The sequence below is a fragment of the Amycolatopsis saalfeldensis genome, from assembly GCF_900110575.1.
Taxonomy (GTDB): domain Bacteria; phylum Actinomycetota; class Actinomycetes; order Mycobacteriales; family Pseudonocardiaceae; genus Amycolatopsis; species Amycolatopsis saalfeldensis.
On record NZ_FOEF01000023.1, the window covers coordinates 84895 to 102749 of the forward strand.

Annotated in this window: 15 protein-coding genes and 1 other RNA gene; 4 read left to right on the top strand and 12 right to left on the bottom strand. The window is 71.0% G+C overall.

Annotated elements, in window-relative coordinates:
* Positions 1-77 precede the first annotated feature (77 nt).
* The 7 genes from BMY97_RS37575 to BMY97_RS37605 form a co-directional block, all read right to left on the bottom strand.
* The gene (locus BMY97_RS37575) at positions 78-1748 is read right to left on the bottom strand and encodes an ABC transporter substrate-binding protein (RefSeq protein WP_177231722.1); all 1671 of its coding nucleotides are present in this window, start codon (positions 1746-1748) and stop codon (positions 78-80) included.
* Between the two features lie 239 nt (positions 1749-1987).
* Positions 1988-2497: a uridine kinase family protein gene (locus BMY97_RS37580; protein WP_245787702.1), complete on the bottom strand. Its 510-nt coding sequence runs from the start codon at positions 2495-2497 to the stop codon at positions 1988-1990.
* Positions 2498-2541: 44 nt separating this feature from the next.
* Positions 2542-2979, bottom strand: a complete 438-nt coding sequence (locus BMY97_RS37585; RefSeq protein ID WP_177231723.1) for a DUF2304 domain-containing protein — start codon at positions 2977-2979, stop codon at positions 2542-2544.
* 9 nt (positions 2980-2988) lie between these two features.
* Positions 2989-3690 carry a glycosyltransferase family 2 protein gene (locus BMY97_RS37590; RefSeq protein WP_091627273.1) on the bottom strand — a complete coding sequence of 234 codons (702 nt, stop codon included), beginning with the start codon at positions 3688-3690 and terminating at the stop codon, positions 2989-2991.
* Between the two features lie 60 nt (positions 3691-3750).
* On the bottom strand, positions 3751-5718 hold the full coding sequence (locus tag BMY97_RS37595) for a DUF6541 family protein (RefSeq protein WP_091627091.1): 1968 nt from the start codon (positions 5716-5718) through the stop codon (positions 3751-3753).
* Positions 5719-5791: 73 nt separating this feature from the next.
* Positions 5792-7090, bottom strand: coding sequence for a hypothetical protein (locus BMY97_RS37600; RefSeq protein ID WP_091627093.1), 1299 nt, complete (start codon positions 7088-7090; stop codon positions 5792-5794).
* Positions 7087-8112, bottom strand: coding sequence for a glycosyltransferase family 2 protein (locus tag BMY97_RS37605; RefSeq protein WP_091627096.1), 1026 nt, complete (start codon positions 8110-8112; stop codon positions 7087-7089). The genes BMY97_RS37600 and BMY97_RS37605 overlap by 4 nt, the downstream gene beginning before the upstream one ends.
* 72 nt (positions 8113-8184) lie before the next feature.
* Here BMY97_RS37605 and BMY97_RS37610 point away from each other — a divergent pair, with 72 nt between their 5' ends.
* Complete coding sequence (locus BMY97_RS37610; protein WP_091627099.1) at positions 8185-9294, top strand: UDP-N-acetylglucosamine 2-epimerase; 1110 nt, start codon at positions 8185-8187, stop codon at positions 9292-9294.
* Between the two features lie 52 nt (positions 9295-9346).
* On the opposite strand, the gene recR is transcribed toward BMY97_RS37610, so the two are convergent.
* Both recR and BMY97_RS37620 read right to left on the bottom strand, forming a co-directional pair.
* Positions 9347-9943, bottom strand: a complete 597-nt coding sequence (gene recR, locus BMY97_RS37615; RefSeq protein ID WP_091627102.1) for a recombination mediator RecR — start codon at positions 9941-9943, stop codon at positions 9347-9349.
* 3 nt (positions 9944-9946) lie between these two features.
* The gene (locus BMY97_RS37620; protein WP_091627105.1) at positions 9947-10306 is read right to left on the bottom strand and encodes a YbaB/EbfC family nucleoid-associated protein; all 360 of its coding nucleotides are present in this window, start codon (positions 10304-10306) and stop codon (positions 9947-9949) included.
* A 122-nt stretch (positions 10307-10428) separates the two neighbouring features.
* Between BMY97_RS37620 and BMY97_RS37625 the strand changes: the two genes are divergently transcribed.
* Positions 10429-11277 (top strand): N-acetylmuramoyl-L-alanine amidase, encoded by an 849-nt coding sequence (locus BMY97_RS37625; RefSeq protein ID WP_245787703.1) that lies wholly within the window; start codon positions 10429-10431, stop codon positions 11275-11277.
* Positions 11278-11588: 311 nt separating this feature from the next.
* On the opposite strand, the gene BMY97_RS37635 is transcribed toward BMY97_RS37625, so the two are convergent.
* Positions 11589-13811: a DNA polymerase III subunit gamma and tau gene (locus tag BMY97_RS37635; RefSeq protein WP_091627107.1), complete on the bottom strand. Its 2223-nt coding sequence runs from the start codon at positions 13809-13811 to the stop codon at positions 11589-11591.
* Between the two features lie 147 nt (positions 13812-13958).
* Here BMY97_RS37635 and BMY97_RS37640 point away from each other — a divergent pair, with 147 nt between their 5' ends.
* The gene (locus BMY97_RS37640; RefSeq protein ID WP_177231724.1) at positions 13959-14831 is read left to right on the top strand and encodes a spermidine synthase; all 873 of its coding nucleotides are present in this window, start codon (positions 13959-13961) and stop codon (positions 14829-14831) included.
* Positions 14832-14836: 5 nt separating this feature from the next.
* Here the strand turns inward: BMY97_RS37640 and ffs are convergent.
* Positions 14837-14931: signal recognition particle sRNA small type (gene ffs, locus BMY97_RS37645), an RNA gene on the bottom strand.
* 74 nt (positions 14932-15005) lie between these two features.
* Here ffs and BMY97_RS37650 point away from each other — a divergent pair.
* Positions 15006-15923: a serine/threonine dehydratase gene (locus BMY97_RS37650; RefSeq protein ID WP_091627279.1), complete on the top strand. Its 918-nt coding sequence runs from the start codon at positions 15006-15008 to the stop codon at positions 15921-15923.
* Here BMY97_RS37650 and BMY97_RS37655 read toward each other — a convergent pair.
* Positions 15907-17793, bottom strand: a complete 1887-nt coding sequence (locus BMY97_RS37655; protein WP_091627110.1) for a glycosyltransferase family 39 protein — start codon at positions 17791-17793, stop codon at positions 15907-15909. The two genes, BMY97_RS37650 and BMY97_RS37655, sit on opposite strands and share 17 nt — an antisense overlap.
* Between the last annotated feature and the right edge of the window lie 62 nt (positions 17794-17855).

Here is a 17855-nt window from a genome sequence, read left to right on the forward strand (position 1 = left end):
AAACCAGCCCGGGAACGTAGGCCAAAGGGCAGGCGCGGTGGCACCTGCCCTTTGGCCTGGCTGTTCAGCAGTCCACGTCAGCCGATGGTGACGTTGTTGAATCGTTCGTCGGTGAGCGGGCTGGCCACCACACCCTTGATCTTCGGCCCGACCACGATGGCCGGCGTCGGGTACGCGATCGGGATGGCGGGCAGGTAGTCCATGATCTGCTTGTTCGCCGCCTGGTACGCCTTGGCGTGCTGGTCGCCCGGGGGCGCCGCGTCCGCGGCCGAGAGGGCGGAGAACAGCGCCGGGTTGTTGAAGCCGAATTCCGGCTTCTCCCGGCCGAAGAACGTGCCGACGAAGTTGCCGGCGTCGTTGTAGTCACCGGTCCAGCCGAGCAGGTGGATGTCCTGCTTGTGGAACTTCTGGACGTCGTCCTTGTACCCGCCGTTCCACGGCTCCGCGACCGGCTGGATCGTGATGCCGATGGCCTTGAGGTCCTCGGAGATCGCGGTGAACGTGTCGGCCGGGTTCGGCATGTAGGGCCGGGTGACCTCGGTCGGGTAGTAGAACTTCAGCGTCAGGTTCGACGCGCCGGCCTCGGCCAGCAGCTGCTTGGCCTTCGCCTGGTCGTACGGGTACTTGGCCACGTCGTCGGTGTAGCCCTCGACGGCCTTCGGCACGAACTCGGTGGCGACCTCGGACCCCTCGGCCAGCTTCGACTTCACGAACTGGTCGCGGTTGATGCCGTAGGCCAGCGCCTGGCGCACCCGCACGTCCTGCAGCTTCGGGTTGCCCGCCTGGTTGATGCCCAGGTAGAGGACGTTGAACGACGGGCGGATGAGCACCTGCTCGCCCTCGTTGCGCAGCAGGCCGTAGTCGGCGGGCGCGGGGAAGTCGTAACCCTGGATGTCGCCGGCCTTCAGGGCCTGCTTACGGGCGTTCTCGTCCGGGATGACCTTGAAGACGAGCTTGTCGAGCTTCGCCGGCTCGGCGCTGGTGTCGTTGCGGACCAGCGTGATCTCGCCCTTGCCCTGGTCCCAGCTCTCGAACTTGAACGGGCCGGTGCCGGTCACGTGCTTGTACGCGTAGTCGCTGTAGGAGAACGAGTCGCCGGACTGCGTGACCTTGTCCGCGTCGTACTGCTTCAGCGCGGTCGGGCTCTGCATCGCGAACGACGGCAGCGTGAACGCGGCCGGGAAAGCACCCTTGGCCTTGTTCAGGTTCAGCACCGCGGTGCCGGCGTCCTTCGCCTCACAGCTCTTGTAAACGGGGGAGCCGCCCGCGTCGCCCTCGTTCTTGGCAAAGCCCTCGAAGACGTCGCCGTAGTAGATCATCTGGCTCTGGGCGGCGGCGCCCTTCATGTTGTACCAGCGGTTGAAGTTGAAGCAGACCGCCGCGGCGTCGAACGGGGTGCCGTCGCTGAACTTGACCCCAGGCTTGAGGGTGAAGGTCCAGGTCTTGCTGTCGTTGCTGGGCTCCCACTTGGTGGCGAGCGAAGGCTCGAGCTCAGCGGTGCCGGGCTTGTTCTGGATCAGCGTGTCCAGCATCTGCCGGGTGATCCGGAAGGTCTCGCCATCGTCGTTGAAGACCGGGTCGAACATCTTCGGGTTGCCGGTGTCACCGAAGACCATCGTGCCACCGGAGCCACCGCCTCCGGCTTCGTCGCGCTGGGATTGCGCGCACCCGGTCAGCGAAACCGCGAGCGCTCCGGCCAGCCCGATCAGGGCAGCACGGCGCGTTCGGGTCAGCCGCAATAACTGCATCTGGCACCCCTTGGGAATGTTCGGGTCATAGTCACCGTCCGGTCGGTCAGTCGGGATGACCCCGGACGATCGGTGTGCTCGCCGACACTAGCGGGAACTCGGCCCGCACTTAAGCACGTGAGGTTACGATCGCGCTACTTACAGGCCAAAATAAGCGCGAACAGTCCGGAATTGTGCACGTTGCGTAGCCGTTTTCGGTGGTTTCGCACCAGGAGTACCGGGCTCGCTACCCAAATGGCCTAGTGCTTTGGTTGGTCCGCGCCGGCGGTGCCGGGGAGCCGGACCGCGGCCGCGTCCCTGGTGCCGTCCACGGCGAACCAGCCGCGTTCGAAGAGCTGCCACTTGCGCAGTTCGGCGCGCTGGGCCTCGCCGTCACGGGCGACGGCGGCCGCCAGCCGTCCGGCCTCGGTGCCGCCTTCGACCCAGCACAGCAGGGAAAGCAGCGGCCGCACCGACCGTCGTCCGCAGGAGACCCCTTCCAGGACAAGGACCTCCGGGACTTCGACGGCCACGCGCGCGCCCGGCCGCGGGACGCCGGTGGACCAGTCCATTCGGCGGTATGAACCACTCCGCCCGGCCGCCAGCGGCTCCAGCACGCCGGAGACCAGCTCCGGCCACCACGAAACCGGGGAAGCCCAGGTGGCGAAGGCATCCGTGGTCACCAGTGCGGCTCGCGACCCCAGCAGGGAAAGCGCTTCAAGCGCCGCGGTCGACTTGCCGGCGCCGGACGGCCCGTCGAAGGCGAGCACACGAACGCCGCCCAGCCGAGGCGGGGCGGCGTCGAGTGCGTCGATCAGCGCGCGCGTGCGGGGCTCACTTCGGGCAGGCCCTTGACGTTGTCCGGGGTCGCGGTCTTGTCCTCCAGCGCGGCGATGCGGCCTTCCAGCTCACGTTTGGTGTCCTCGAGTTCGCAGCGCAGCAACGCGATCTCCTCGACGGAGGTCCGGACCTCTTCCTCGAGGTGCCCGACCTCGGTGGACAGGTGCAGCGCGACCAGCGCCAGCACCACGCCGGCCAGGAGGAACACGAAGTTCGACGGCGTCTGCACGCCGGTGATCTTCGCCAGGAACTCGGCGGCCTGCGGGATCACCGCCAGCACCACCACGCCGACGGCGACCACGAGCCACACGCCCGCGTACTTCTCCCGCAGCTTCCGGCGCCGCATCATCTCGAGGACGACGAACAGCACCAGGCACGCGACGACGATGCTGAGTACCCGCCAGCCGGCCATGAAATCCCCTTACGCTGCGTCGGACGAGTCGACGGACGGACGGCGGCGGACGAGCGCGAGCAGCAGCGCCAGGCCCGCGCGGCCGAGGTACACCGCGGATTTCACCGGCGAGTGGCTGGGCGTGCCGCCCGCGCGCTCGCGCATGATCACCGGGATCTCGGCGATCACGAGCTTCGCGCGGATCGCCATCACCAGCGACTCCACCGTGTCACCGAGGTACTCGGCCGGGTAATACGAAGCGAACAACCGGATGGCTTTCGGGCCCATGGCCTTGAAACCGGACGTGACGTCGGTGATCTTCCGGCGGGCGAGCCGCGAGAACACCATCGAAAGCGCCACCATCGCGTACTTGCGGGGGCCGCTCGCCTTGTACGCGCCCTTGCCCGCGAACCGCGAGCCGATCACGATGTCGGCCTCGTCCAGTCCGGACAGCAGTGCGCCGACCTCTTCCGGGTCGTGCTGGCCGTCGGCGTCCACCTGGACCACCACGTCGTAACCGCGCGCGGCGGCGTACCGGAAGCCGGTGCGCATCGCGCCGCCGACCCCGAGGTTGACCGAGAGCCGGGCCACTTCGGCGCCGGCCGCCCGGGCGAGCCGGGCCGTGTCGTCCACCGAACCGTCGTCGACGACCAGGATGTCCATGTCCGGCAAGGAGGCTCTGACCTGGGCGATCACGGACCCGACACTGGCCTGCTCGTTGAGGGCCGGCATCACGATGAGCACGCGTCGGGTGTGCACGGACGTAGTGGACACGGAGATCACTCTATCTTCTTACTGCCCGTGAGGGCGGTCGGACCCGGAGGAGGCACCCGCCGCGACCACGCCCTGCTGCCCCTCGATCTGGTAGATCGCGGCGCCGTCGTTGCGGAACACCTCGTGGAACTCGGGACCAGGCGCGACGCGCGAAACGCCGACCGACCGTTCGGCCGTGGGCGTCACCATTCCCTTGCCCACGATCACGTAGCGCACGTGCAGGTCGGTGAGGTCCTTGCGTACCTGTGGGTATTTGTCGATGTCGTCGAGCCACACGCTGAGGTAGCCGGCCTTGGTGGACGGGTCGGCGCCGTAGAAGGTCCACTCGACCGGGGTGACGCCGGACAGCGCGTACATCCACACCGACCCGTCGGCCTTGTCGTTCATCACGGGCTCGCCGGGCGCGGTGTGCTGGGCGAGCCAGGTGTACGCGGCTTCTTCGGCCTTCGACACCGTGGGGCCGTTGCCGTAGTTGATTTCCAGCGCCGCGGTGTTGCGGCCGATGTAGCCGCCGCGGCTCAGGCCGCCGAGCACGACGCCGACCAGCAGGGCGCCGACCAGGGCGAGGGTCGCGGGCTTGAGGTGCACGCGGGTGCCCACCTTGGCGGCGAACCAGCGGCCCGCGGTGTCCACGAACTCGCCGAACGCCACCGCGCCGGCCAGCGGGACCAGCGCGGCGATGCGCCAGTGGTCGTTGTAGAAGATGCCGGTGAGGGTGTGGATCAGCGGCGTCTCCAGCGAGACGGTGGCCGCGAACAGGCCGCCGAACACGACGTACGCGCCCACCATCCACATCATCCGGCGGCGCTTGACCAGCAGGAAGATGCCGATGAGCGCGGGCAGGCCGATCCACCACTGCGGGAAGTCGGCCATCGGGGAGAACGTGATCGTCTCGCCGATGCCGCCGCTCACCGTCGCCTCGGACGACCAGTACGCGCTGGTCACACCGCCCGCGTTGTACAGCGAAGGCAGCACCAGCGGCACGCCGAGCACGGCGGCCAGCACCACGGTCCAGATGAGCGAGGCCCTGGACCGGCGCCAGTCGATCTTCTCCCAGCGGAAGAGCACCGCGAGCAGGATGAGGATGAAGTAGACCGCGATGACGAACACCAGGCTGGTGTGCAGGCCGGTGAGGCCCGCGACGCCGACGCCGATCGCGACCGGGCCCGCGATGCCGCGCGGGGAGAGCAGGTGCTTCGCGAGCGCGAGCATGGCGGGGACCATCGCGACGCCGGCGACGTAGGGCCACAACGGGCCGCGCCACAGCGAGTCGTACGGGAACGCGGTGAACCAGGTGGTGACGGCGGCCGCGGCGGCGACGGCCAGCGGCGGCATGTGCCAGGCCCGGCACATCGCGGCCACGCCGAGCGGCACGCTGATGATCACGGCGAGCACCGCGAGGTTCAGCGTCGGCATCATCGTCAGGCCGGCCTTGTCGAAGACCAGTGCCAGCAGCGCGTGATAAGTGTCGGGATAGAAGTAATCGGTCTGGTTGGGCAGGTTCGCGATCGTGCCCACAGTGGAGGGTCGCGCGTCGCCGTGCTCGGCGATCCAGCGCACCAGGTTGCCGTGGAACGGCGCGTCCCAACCCTGCTGGACGCTGTTGATCCCGTGCGAGCCGCGCAGGAACGTGACGGTGCCGACCGCCATGCCGACCAGCACGCCGAGGCCGATCAGCACGTGGTCACGGACCGAGCGGGCCGGCTTCTCCTCGTCGGCCGCCCATTCCGGGTGCCGCCGGGCGGTGAAGCGGCGGACGGCGAACCCGAGGCCGAAGCCGGCGAGCGCCACCAGCACCGTCCACAGTGCCACGTCGAGCAGGTTCCAGCGGATGCCGAGCCCGCCGAGCACCGGGATGCCGAGCGCCACGATGCCGAAGGTGAGCAACGGCCCGGCCGCGGCGAGCGTCCAGCCGCGCAGCCCGATCGCGGTGCCGAACACCAGCCCCGGCACCCAGAAGGCGAGCAAGATCAGTACTACGTTCATGGGATTCGCTGTCCAACCCTCACCGGCTCTTCACGCCGACCACTTCGGCGGCCTGACCCCGCGTGCACACTACTCAGACGCCCGGCACGGGCTGCACGTTGCCCGGCCGTCGCAGGACGAACGCCGCGGCGACCACGAGCCCGACGGTCGGCCCCACAGCCAGCCCGACGACCGCCCGCAAGATCGTGTCACCCGGCAGGAACAACAGCACCAACGCGGTCGAAACAGCGATCACAGCCCAGGTGACGAGCACCTTGTTGGCCTGCGTCCTGGCGACGAGCACCGCGGTCATCAGCTGCAGCGCGGTCAGCAGGACCGCGCCCCACACCATCCCGGCCACCCACCAGCCCTCGGCGGACGCGTACTTCGCCCCGAACAACAGCTTCACCAGCCACGGCCCGATGAGCAGGCCGACCACCGCCCCGACCACGCCCACGACGAGCGTGCCGAGCGTGCCGAGCGCGAGCAGGCGGCGGAGGCGGTGCATGCCTTCGGTGGTGCCCGACAGCCGCACCACGGTCGGGACCGCCAGCGCCTGCAGCGGTGAAAGCAGCAGCAGGGGGACTCTCGAGACCTGAAGCGTGGCGAACAGCACGCCGACCTGCGTGGCGTCGCCCGCCGGGGCGAGCAGGCTGACCAGCGCGGGATAGCCCGTGATGACGCTGGCGGTAAGCCCGGCGCCCGCCATGAGCAGCACGATCCGCGAGGTGACCGGCCGCCACGCCTCGCCGTCCAGGTGCGGGTCGATCAGGCCGCTGATCGGCCGCACGAACAGCAGCCAGGCGAAGGCGCCGGCCGCCGCGGCGATGGCGAAGGACACGATTCCGGTCAGGCCCGCCACGAAGACCCCGGCGAGCACCACCACGCGGACCGCGGCCTCGGCGAACACCAGCCACGAGTACTGGGCGATCTTCTGGGCCCCGACCAGCAGGCCACGGGACGCGAACTGGCAGGCGAACGAGAGCGCGCCGCAGAACACGATGATCCCCAGCTCGGTGCGGCCCGAGTACAAGCGCTCGTTGAGCACCGGCACCAGCAGCGTGAGCCCGGCGACCACCGCGACGATCACGGCACCGACGGTGAGCGCCCGCAGCGCCGACCGCCCGGGCTTGTGGCCGTCCAGCGCGGCGACCGCCGACTGGCGCGAAAGCTCTTGCTCCAACGGCGACAGGGCGCTACCCAGCCCCATCAGGATGCCCCAGAACGAAAGGAAGACCTTGCTGTCCGCCGGTCCGAGCCAGCGGGCGGCCAGCAGCGTCAGTACGTAGCCGAGGCCGATGGCGATCAGCAGGGAGATGCCGATCTTGCCCGCCGAGCGGCCGGTTTCCCTGGCCAGCCCGCGCTGGCCTTCGTCGGTCACGGGCGTGCTCATCGGCCGGATCGGCCCAGCCGGGCGCGCAGGGCGAGGACGAGGCCGCGGACGGCGCCCGCGCCGAATCCGGCGCCGAACACCGGCGTGAGCAAGGCGACCGCGCGGGCTTCGGACTTCGTGGCGCCGAAGCGGGTCACCGCGGCACCGGCGGCCGCCGAGCCCGCGGCGGCGAGCGCGGCGGCGGTCTTCGGACGGCGGGCGGCGAGACCGAGGCCGAGCACGCCCACGGCGAACGCGGCGAACAGGCCGTTGCGCGCCGGACCGGGCGAGGCGAGATAGGAGTCGACGAACGTGGTGCCGCGGAAATAGGACTGCGCGGCGAACTTCTTGAACGAGTCGCGCCCGTGATAGGTCGCGGACAGCTCGGGGGCCAGGAAGATCCGGTGGCGCTCGGCGATCCAGCGCAGCACCCCGGTGTCGTCGCTGGCGAAACGGGAATCGTCGAACAGCGATTCGAACGCCGCGCAGGCCTGCTCGAGAACATCGCGTGGCGCGGAAAAGAATCCGGTGCCCTTGGGGAACACGTCGAATTCTTCGATTCCGAACGACATCAGGCGCGGATTGGCGCAGTAGCGCCGCCACGGAATCTTCACCAGTCCGGCCAGGAAGCCCGCGTACGGGTTGTGCTCGGAGGCGACGTTGATGTGTCCGTTCCAGACCGTGCGCTCGGGGTGCGCGAGCAACTGGTCGCGCAGGAACACGAGCGTGCCCTCGTCGACGATCACCCGGCTGTCCAGCAACAGGACCTGCTGCCCGGACGCCTTGGCCAGCCCGGCGAGGCGGGCCTCGAACCGGCCGCTGTTCGGCTGGGCGAGCACGGTGATGCCGTGCTGCTGCTGGAGTGCGGCGAGCGTCTCCGCGGTGCCGTCGGTGCTGCCGTCGTCGACCACCACGATCTCGGCCGGCCAGCCCGCGGCGGCGCAGGCCGTGACCAGTGCGCCGACGCTGCGGGCGATCCAGTCCTGCTCGTTGTAGACCGGAATCACGACGCTGAGCGAAGGGAGGAGCGGGTTCGCACTCACCGGGCCGAGGCTACCCTGTGCCCCCGCGCCGGGAGCCCCCAGTATCCTTCGGGCACCGCAAACCGACCAGAAATGGGCCTCACGGTGATTTCCTTCATTCTCGGCACCACGGCGGAACTGATCAAGATCGCGCCGGTTTACCACGGGATCGCCGAGCGCGGCATGCGGCCGAAGATCTGGTTCACCGCACAGCACGTGGACGAGGTCGCGGACGTGCTCGCCGATCTGAAGCTGCCGGCGCCCGACGTCTGGCTGGTGCCCGAGGAGAAGGCGCACAACCTGGAGTCGCCCGCCCAGGTGCCGGGCTGGGCCGCGCAGGTGCTGCGCACCGCGTGGGGCCGCCGTCACGAGCTGCGCGCCGCGTTGAACGAAGACGGGCGCCCGCCGCTGGTACTGGTGCACGGCGACACTTTCACCACGCCGTACGGCTCGCTGATCGGCAAGCGCATCCTCAAGGCGCGCGTCGGGCACGTCGAGGCCGGGGCGCGGTCGGGCAGCATCATGTCGCCGCTGCCGGAAGAGCTGAACCGCAAGATCGCGGCGAAGATCGTCGACATGCACTTCGCGCCGAGCGCGCGCGAAGTGAACAACCTGCGTCACGCGCGCGGCGTCGTCGTCGACACCGAAGCGAACACGGCCATCGACGCGATGCGCCTGGCCATCAACCAGCCGCTGGACGTGCCGAACCTGCCGGAGAAGTTCGGTTTGGCCACGCTGCACCGCTTCGAGCTGGTCTCGCGCGCGGACAAATACCGTGAGGCGCTGGAAATCCTGCGCGAGCAGAGCCGTCAGATGCCGATCCTGTACATGGCCGGCGCGCCGGAACGCGAGAAGATCCGCGCGCTGGGTCTGGACAACCTGTTCGACGACAAGTTCATCGCCCAGCCCAAGATGCGTTACCTGAAGTTCCTGCCGCTGGTGGCGCGCGCGGAGTACGTCGTCACCGACTCGGGCGGCCTGTCCGCGGAGTGCTATTACCTCGGCCTGCCCTGCGCGGTGCACCGCGAGCGCACCGAAACACCGCAGCACCTCGGCGAAACCGTCGTGCTCACCGAGATGCGCGGCGACAAACTGCAGAACTTCCTGGACACGTACCAGAATCGGCGCGGGGAGTCCTGGATGGACAAGTACCACCCGTCCGAGATCATCGTGAACTCGCTGGCGCAGCTCGGTTACTGCTGAACGCCTCGTGAGTGTTCAGGCCGGTTGAAACCGGCCTGAACACTCACGAGTCCTAGAGCGCGCGACGGCCGGACAGCGCCCGGCCGAGGGTCAGCTCGTCGGCGAACTCCAGGTCGCCGCCCATGGGCAGGCCGGACGCGAGCCGCGTCACGGACAGGCCGGGGAAGTCCCGCAGCATGCGGACCAGGTAGGTGGCCGTGGCCTCGCCCTCGGTGTTGGGGTCCGTGGCGATGATGATCTCGCTGATGTCCGCCGCGCCGATGCGCTTGAGCAGCTCACGCATGCGCAACTGCTCCGGGCCGATGCCCGAAAGCGGGTCCAGCGCGCCGCCCAGCACGTGGTAGCGGCCCTTGAACTCACGCGTGCGCTCGACCGCCAGCACGTCCTTCGGCTCCTCGACCACGCAGATGACCGTGAGGTCGCGGCGCTCGTCGCGGCAGATGCGGCAGGTCGGCTGCTCGGAGACGTTGCCGCAGATCTCGCAGAACTGCACGCCCTCCTTGACCTTGCCCAGCACGTCCTGCAGCCGCCCGATGTCGACGGGGTCCGTGGCGAGCAGGTGGAACGCGATGCGCTGCGCACTCTTCGGACCGACCCCGGGCAGCCGCCCGAGCTCGTCGATCAGGTCCTGGACCACACCCTCGTACAAGGGTCAGCCGCCGAAGCCGAGGGCGCCGAGGTCCGGCATCCCGCCGCCACCGCCGAGGCCGCCCGCCAGCGGGCCGAGCTTCTGCTCGGTGAGCTTCTGCGCGTTCGCCGAAGCGTCGCGCACCGCCGCGACCACGAGGTCGGCCAGCGTCTCGACGTCTTCGGGGTCGACCACCTTCGGGTCGATGACGAGGCCCTTCAGCTGGCTGTCGCCGGACACGGTCGCCGTGACCAGGCCGCCGCCCGCGGAGCCGGTGACCTCCGTGGCGGCGAGCTCCTCCTGGGCCTCGACCAGCTTTTGCTGCATCTGCTGCGCCTGTTGCATGATCTGCGACAGGTCGAAGCCTCCGCCGGGTTGCACCATGATCGCACTCGATCCTTCCGCCGATGTGGGTCTCCACCAGCGTAGCCGCGTGGGCGGTTCGCCCGGTCAGGCGGCGGGCTGTGGCGCGCCGCGCCGCCGGATGACGGGGGTGCTGTGGCACCGTGGTCGCCGTGCGCGTGAACCCTCTGCTGCTGCTGGCCGGCGTCTTCCTGCTCGCGGGATGTGACAACGGCGGTGGGACGGCGGCGCCTTCCACCTCGGCGGTTGCCACGTCTGCTACCGCTTCGCCGTCTTCGGTGCCTTCGTCTTCGGTGGCCTCGGCGCCTTCGTCTTCGGCGGTGCCGTCTCCGGCGTCCTCGGCGGCGGGCAAGGTCGTGGTGCTGGACCCCGGGCACAACGGCGGGAACGGCTCGCACCCGAAGGAGATCAACCGGAGCGTGCCGGCCGGGCGCGGCGAGACGAAGCCGTGCAACACCACCGGCACGTCGACGAACGCCGGGTACACCGAGCACGCGTTCAACTTCGACGTGGCCAACCAGGTCGGGAAAGCGTTGTCCGCCAAGGGGATCAAGGTCGTCTACACCCGTTCCGACGATTCCGGCGTCGGCCCGTGCGTCGATCGCCGCGCCGAAATCGGCAACGCCGCGAACGCCGACGCGGTCGTCTCCATCCACGCCGACGGCTCGACGTCGGCGGGCGCGCACGGCTTCCACGTGGCGTACTCGTCACCGCCCCTGAACGCCGCACAGGGCGCCCCGTCAACGGCCTTGGCGCGAGCCTTGCGCGACGGCCTCCGCTCCGACGGCTTCACCACCTCGACCTACATCGGCTCCGCGGGCCTGTCCCCCCGCTCCGACCTGGCCGGCCTCAACCTCTCGACCCGCCCGACCGTCCTCGTGGAGTGCGGCAACATGCGCAACGCCGCGGAGGCCGCGCAGATGTCCTCGGCCCCCGGCCGCGCCCAGTACGCCGCCGCGATCGCGGCGGGCATCGAGGCTTATCTCGGTTGACTCCGGTTTGAGGGCGCTGCCCGCAAACCTCACTGATCCGGTCTTCCCGCGACGGCGACGACGTGGTGATCGGCATGGAGGAACGCCGCCGGTCTCCCCCAGTACCTGCTCATCCGCGGCCGCGCGTCGGTCGAGGGCCCCGCCATCCCGGACGAGTTCACCGCCCTGATGGACCGCCAGGCGCGCCGTTTCCTCCCCGACGACGGTGATCGTGCGCATCACCGTGGAGAAGGTCGGCGGGATCGGGCCTTGGGCTTGAGCGCCGCCGGGCTTTGAGGTCAAGGCGCTGGTTCGGCGGATCCCGCGGCGGGTCAGTCCAGCGGGCGGGCGCCCAGGTGGTCGGAGAGCAGCTTGCGCGCGATCTCGTCCGGGTCCTGGTCCGGCGGGATGGGCGGTGGAGGCGGGGCGGGGCTCGCGTCCTCGGAGTAGATGTCGTCGTCCTCGTCCGACGGCTCCGGGGGGAGCGGGATGTCCGGCTCGCCCGTTGCCACCTTCGGGCGCGACGGGGGCTCCGGCGTGGGCGTCGGGCGGGGCGGTTCCGCGGCGGGCGGACGTTCCACGGCCGGCCGTTCCGCCGGCGCGGCAGCCTGGGTCGCAGCAGGACCAGCGGCCGGCGCGGCAGCGGCGGGGGCAGCGGCCGAACGGCGGGTGAACGAGCGTTCCGGCGCCGTCGCGGCCGGTGGAGCGGGCGAGGCCACGGGGGGGGCGGCCGCGGCAGGCACCGCGCCGTGGACGCAGCGGACCTGCCACTCGCCGCCCAGCACGTCGGACAGGGCGGCCGCGATCTTGCGCGTGTTGTCCTGGTCGCCGATTCGGCGGGCGAGCGGCTCGGACTTGTGCGTCAACGTCACGGCCGAGCCCTCGACCTGGACCACCGTCGCCTGCGTGAGCATGGCTTCCAGGCTGCGGCCGCCGGCGACTTTCCGCAGCGACGTCAACAGCTGCGGCCACACGTTCCGGATCGCCGCGGCGTCGATGCCACCGACCGCGGACGGCGCCCCGGCTTCAGCCGGCTCGGCCGCCGCTTCCGGACGCTCGGACGCGACCGGTTCCTGCGGCGGCGCGGCCTCAGTGCGACCGGGCGGGGCGGCTTCCAGGCGGACAGGTGCGGCCTGGGCGGGCGCGGCTTCCGAGGGAGCCGTGGCTTCCGAGGGAGCCGTGGCTTCCGAGCGAGCCGGTGCAGGCGTGGCCTGAACCGGCGCAGGCGCGGCTTCGGCCCGGACCGGCGTGGGCGCGGTCTCGGCAACGGCGCCCTCCGACCGAACCGGCGCAGTCTGAGCCGCCCCGTCCGGACGTTGCGAAGGCCGTTGATACGCCCGCTCCGGCACCCCGCCGACCGGCGGCTCAACGCCGGCGGCACCGCCACCGCCGCTGACCGTCGCGCGGCGTTCCAGGCGTTCGATGCGGGCCAGCAGCGCCTTTTCGCCGTCCGTGACCGAGGGGAGCAGCATCCGCGCGCACAGCAGTTCCAGCACCAGCCGCGGCGAGGTGGCGCCGCGCATCTCCAGAAGTCCACTGTGGACGATGTCGGCGTAGCGGGAAAGCGTGCCGAGGCCGATGCGCTCGGCCTGCGCGCTCATCCGGCTCAGCTCTTCTTCCGGCGCCGCCACCAGTCCGCGCTCGCCGGCCTCGGGCACGGAGCGCAGCATGACCAGGTCACGCAGCCGGTCGAGCAGGTCGGTGGCGAAGCGGCGCGGGTCGTGGCCGGCGTCGGCCAGCCGCTCGACCGTGCCGAACACCGTGGCGGCGTCCTCGGCCGAAAGCGCGTCGACCATGTCGTCGATCAGCGCGACGTCGGTGACGCCCAGCAGCGAGACCGCGCGCGGGTACGTGACGCCCTCGGGCCCGGCGCCGGCCAGCAGCTGGTCGAGCACCGACTGCGTGTCACGCGCCGAGCCGCCGCCCGCGCGGATCACCAGCGGGTACACGGCCGGCTCGACCTCGGCGCCCTCGGCGGCGACGTTGCGCTCCAGCAGCGCGCGCATCGCGCCCGGCGGGATGAGCCGGAACGGGTAGTGGTGCGTGCGCGAGCGGATGGTGGTGAGCACCTTGTCCGGCTCGGTGGTGGCGAAGATGAAGATCAGGTGTTCCGGCGGCTCTTCCACGATCTTCAGCAGGGCGTTGAAGCCCTGCGTGGTGACCATGTGCGCCTCGTCGATGATGAACACGCGGTAGCGGGACTCGGCGGGCGCGTAGAACGCCTTGTCGCGCAGCTCGCGGGCGTCGTCGACACCACCGTGGCTCGCGGCGTCCAGCTCCGTGACGTCGACGCTGCCCGGGCCTTCGGGCGCCAGCGCACGGCAGGAGTTGCACTTGCCGCACGGGTCGGGGGTCGGCCCCTCCGCGCAGTTCAGCGAGCGCGCCATGATGCGCGCGCTCGAGGTCTTGCCGCAGCCGCGCGGCCCGGAGAACAGGTACGCGTGGTTGATGCGGCCCGCCGCCAGCGCGGTCCGCAGCGGTTCGGTCACATGCTCCTGGCCGACGACCTCGGCGAAGGTCGCCGGACGGTACTTTCGGTACAGCGCGAGAGCCACGCCGCGAGACTACCGGCACCCCCCGACAACCGCGCCGGTGCCGGGTCCCCGCCGGTGGCCCGCCCTGGAGACACCGCTGGTCAGCAGGACCGCGACCCCGAGCCCCACCAGTACCCTCGAACCGACCCGCGACGAGAGGAACCACCGGTGAGCCACGCCCGTTCGGCCCGCGGCCGCGCCAAGGACGGGCCGAAGCCGGGGCGCTACCCGGTGCGGTTCGGGACCGCGGAGCTGCTGCGGGACGCCGACCGGCCGAACGCCTGGCTGATCTCCGTCGACGGCGTGGCGCAGTCCTACGTCGACCTCGACGATCCGGCCAACCTCGAGTTCGACTACGTCCGCCGGCTCGGCGACGTCGTCGACTGCCTGCCGAGCGGACCGCTCGACGCGCTCCACGTCGGCGGCGCTGGGTGCACGCTGCCCCGTTACGTCGCGGCGAAGCGGCCCGGTTCGCGACAGCTGGTGTTCGACGCCGACGCGCCGCTGATCGAGCTGGTGCGCGAGCAGCTGGACCTGCGCAGCGTGCCCAAGCTGCGGGTGCGCATCGAGGGCGGCCGCGAAGGCGTGCGCAGCCGGCACGACGCGTCAGCGGACCTGGTCGTGGTCGACGCCTTCGAACGCGCGACGCTCGCGGGCGGGCTGGCCACGGTGGAGTTCGTCGCCGACGTCCGCCGGGTCCTCAAGGCCGGCGGCACGATGCTCGCCAACATCACCGACGGGCCGGGTCTGCCGTTCGCCCGACGGTTCCTGGCCACGCTCGCCGAGGTGTTCCCGCACATCGTGCTGCTGGCCGAGCCTGGGGTGCTGCGCGGACGCCGCTTCGGGAACCTGGTGCTGGCCGCTTCGGAGCACGAGCTGCCGACGGCGGAGCTGACGCGCCGGGCGGCATCCTCGGCCTACCCCGCCCGTTGTGTGCACGACGGTGACCTGCGCGCGCTGCGGGGAAAGGCGGAACCGGTGTACGACGCGGCGCCGATGGCCTCGCCGAACCCGCCCGAGGACGTGCTCGGGGTCTTCTGAAACAAAAAAGGGGACCCCGCGCACCCGTCAGAGCCTGCTTATCCTTGCTGCCTTCCGGCCCTGGGGAGGTTCACAGGGTGGACGCCGCGCGGGGTCCGTGGACCAGTGTAGCGGGTGATCGGGGCCCGCCGATGGCCGCCCGCGCCGGCGCGAAGGCGAGCCACAATGGACGTCATGACCGCCGAACCGCGCACCCCCGTCCCGGCCGACGTCGAAGCCGCCCTCACGCGCATCCGGCCGTACGTCCGGCGGACCCCGCAGCTACGGGCCGAAATCGACGGCCGCCCCGTGGTCCTGAAGCTGGAGCACCTGCAGCGGAGCGGGTCGTTCAAGCTTCGCGGCGCGGTGAACGCGCTGCTGGCCGGCCCGGCGCCGGCGCGGGTGGTCACGGCCTCCGGCGGGAATCACGGCCTCGGCGTCGCCACCGCCGCGCAGGCGCTCGGCGTGCCCGCGATCGTCTACGTGCCCGAGTCGGTGCCCGAGGCGAAGGCCGCCGGGATCGAGGCGACGGGCGTGAAGCTGGTCCGTCACGGCGCGACGTACGCCGAGGCGGCCGCCGCCGCGCTGGCCGTCGCCGAGGAGCCCGGCAGCCGTTACCTGCACGCGTACGACGACCCGGACGTGATCGCCGGGCAGGGCACGGTGACGGCCGAGATCGTTGAGGACAGTCCCGAGGTCGACGCCGTGGTGGTGGCCGTCGGCGGGGGCGGGCTCGCGTCCGGCACCACGCTCGCGGCCGGTGGACGGCGGGTGTTCGCGGTGGAGCCGGAGCACTGCTGCGCGCTGAACGCCGCGTTGGCGGCCGGTGAGCCGGTGGACGTGAAGCTCGACTCCGTCGCGTCGTCCGCTCTGGGCGCGACGCGCGTGGGTCAGCTGCCGTTCCGGCTCCTGAACTCGCCCGCCGTGACGTCCGCACTGGTCAGCGACACTGAGCTGCTCGCCGCGCGCGACCGGCTGTGGGCCGAGTTCCGCCTGGTCGTGGAGCCGGCCGCGGCGGTCCCGTTCGCCGCGTGGCTCGCCGGTCGCGTCGAGGCCGAGCTGCCGTGTCTGGTCCTTTGTGGAGCGAACACGGCCGTCACTTTCCCTTCGTGAGGTCGTAAACGGTCATCCCGCCCACGGTCGCCGACGGGAAGTTCCGCTCCACCCACGTGGTGATCTGGCCGGAAGTGCCTCGGCTGCCGCCGAAGCCGCGACCGCCCGCGACGAAGTAGTGCACCTCGCCGGCGCCGACGTACTGCTGGAACTGCTTGAGCGTCGGCGCCGGGTCACTGCCGCTGAAGCCGCCGATCGCCATCACCGGCTTCCCGCTGCCCAGCGCCAGCCCGGCCGACTGCATCGCGCCGGTCTGCGCGGCAGCCCACTTGTTCTCGGTGGCCTGCAAGAGCCGGTCGATCTCCACATTGGACTGGGTCGCGCCGCCGAAGCCGCGCATGCCGCGGCCGTTGGAAGGCGAGGAAGACGGCTGTCCTCCGGTGTGCGCGGTGGCGGCCGTCGCGATCGTTGAAGTGGCAGTTCCGAGCAGCGCCGCCACCAGTCCGAGAGCGCCGACGGCCGGTGCGATCCGCCGCAGCCGCTCGAGGCCGAAGAGCAGCACGGCCACGCCGAGGGCGCCGAGCGCCAGGGCGGTGTAGCGCAGCCACGGCTGCCAATCCGGCGCGCGGCCGAGAAGGATGAAGCCCCAGACCACCGAAGCGGCGAGCATCAGCGCGAGCACGACGCGTGGCACGAGCTGCGCTCGTCCGCGCCACAGCTCACGGACCGTGACGCCCACCGTCGCCGCGATGCCCGGCACCAGCGCCACCGTGTAGTACGGGTGGATGATGCCGCTCATGTAGCTCAGGACCACCACGGTCACCACCGTCCAACCGCCCCACAGCAGCAACGCGGCGCGCGTCCGGTCCGTGCGCGGCGCGCGGCGGGTGAACCACAGCCCCGCGACGAGCCCGATCAACGCCGCGGGCAGCAGCCAGGACGCCTCGCCGCCGAACTGCTGGGTGAACAGCCTGGTCAACCCGGTCTGGCCGCCGAAACCACCGAACCCTCCGCCGCGTCCGGCCGGGAAGTCCAGGCCCGCGGGCAATTCCGGGCGGGCACCGCCGCGAGGCCCGCCGCCGCCGTGGCCCTGACCGAAGATGCGGCCGAGCCCGTTGTAGCCGAAGGCCAGCTGCAGCACGCTGTTGTCGGTCGAGCCGCTGATGTACGGCCGGTCGCTCGCGGGCCAGGCCGCCACGGCGGCCACCCACCAGCCCGCGGACACCAGCACCGCGCCCGCCGCCGCGAACAGCTGCCAGATCCGGCGGCCGAGTGAGGTCGGCGCCGCCACCAGGTACGCGAGCACAAACGCGGGCAGCACCAGGAACGCCTGCAGCATCTTGTCCAGGAACCCGAAGCCGATCGCGACGCCGGCGAGCAGCAGCCAGCCCGTGCCCGCCTTCTCCAGCGCGCGGACCAGGAAGTACGCGCCGGCGACCATGAGCAGCACGAGGAACGCGTCCGGGTTGTTGAAGCGGAACATCAGCGCGGCCACCGGGGTCAGCGCGAGCGCGGCCCCGGCCAGCAGCCCGGCGCCAGGCCCGGAAAGCCGCCGCACGGCCAGGTACAGCAGCCCGACCGACGCGACGCCCGCGAGCGCGTCCGGCACCAGCATGCTCCAGCTGTCGAACCCGAAGATCCGGCCCGAAAGACCCATAACCCACAGGGAAAACGGCGGTTTGTCGACGGTGACGATGTTGCCCGGATCGAGCGAACCGAAGAACCAGGCCTTCCAGCTCTCGGTGCCGGCCTGCACGGCCATCGCGTAGAAGCTGTTGCCCCAGCCCGAAATCGCCACATCGATCAGGTACAGCGCGGCAGTCGCGGCCAGCAGCAAGGCGACGGCGGGACGTACCCATCGCGGCCGCCGTCGCGCTGCTGTGGCCGGGTCCATGCTGGTGCTCACGGGCGTCACAACGGCACTCGACATACGCCCGATGCTTTCGACGCCGTGTGTGCCGTAGCTGTGCGTCTGCTGTGCGCGAGCTGTGA

Coding starts and splice junctions, on each gene's coding strand:
- BMY97_RS37575 (WP_177231722.1), bottom strand. CDS start 1,748: ATGCAGTTATTGCGGCTGACCCGAACGCGCCGTGCTGCCCTGATCGGG.
- BMY97_RS37585 (WP_177231723.1), bottom strand. CDS start 2,979: ATGGCCGGCTGGCGGGTACTCAGCATCGTCGTCGCGTGCCTGGTGCTG.
- BMY97_RS37590 (WP_091627273.1), bottom strand. CDS start 3,690: ATGCCGGCCCTCAACGAGCAGGCCAGTGTCGGGTCCGTGATCGCCCAG.
- BMY97_RS37595 (WP_091627091.1), bottom strand. CDS start 5,718: ATGAACGTAGTACTGATCTTGCTCGCCTTCTGGGTGCCGGGGCTGGTG.
- BMY97_RS37600 (WP_091627093.1), bottom strand. CDS start 7,090: ATGAGCACGCCCGTGACCGACGAAGGCCAGCGCGGGCTGGCCAGGGAA.
- BMY97_RS37610 (WP_091627099.1), top strand. CDS start 8,185: ATGGGCCTCACGGTGATTTCCTTCATTCTCGGCACCACGGCGGAACTG.
- BMY97_RS37620 (WP_091627105.1), bottom strand. CDS start 10,306: ATGGTGCAACCCGGCGGAGGCTTCGACCTGTCGCAGATCATGCAACAG.
- BMY97_RS37650 (WP_091627279.1), top strand. CDS start 15,006: ATGACCGCCGAACCGCGCACCCCCGTCCCGGCCGACGTCGAAGCCGCC.
- BMY97_RS37655 (WP_091627110.1), bottom strand. CDS start 17,793: ATGTCGAGTGCCGTTGTGACGCCCGTGAGCACCAGCATGGACCCGGCC.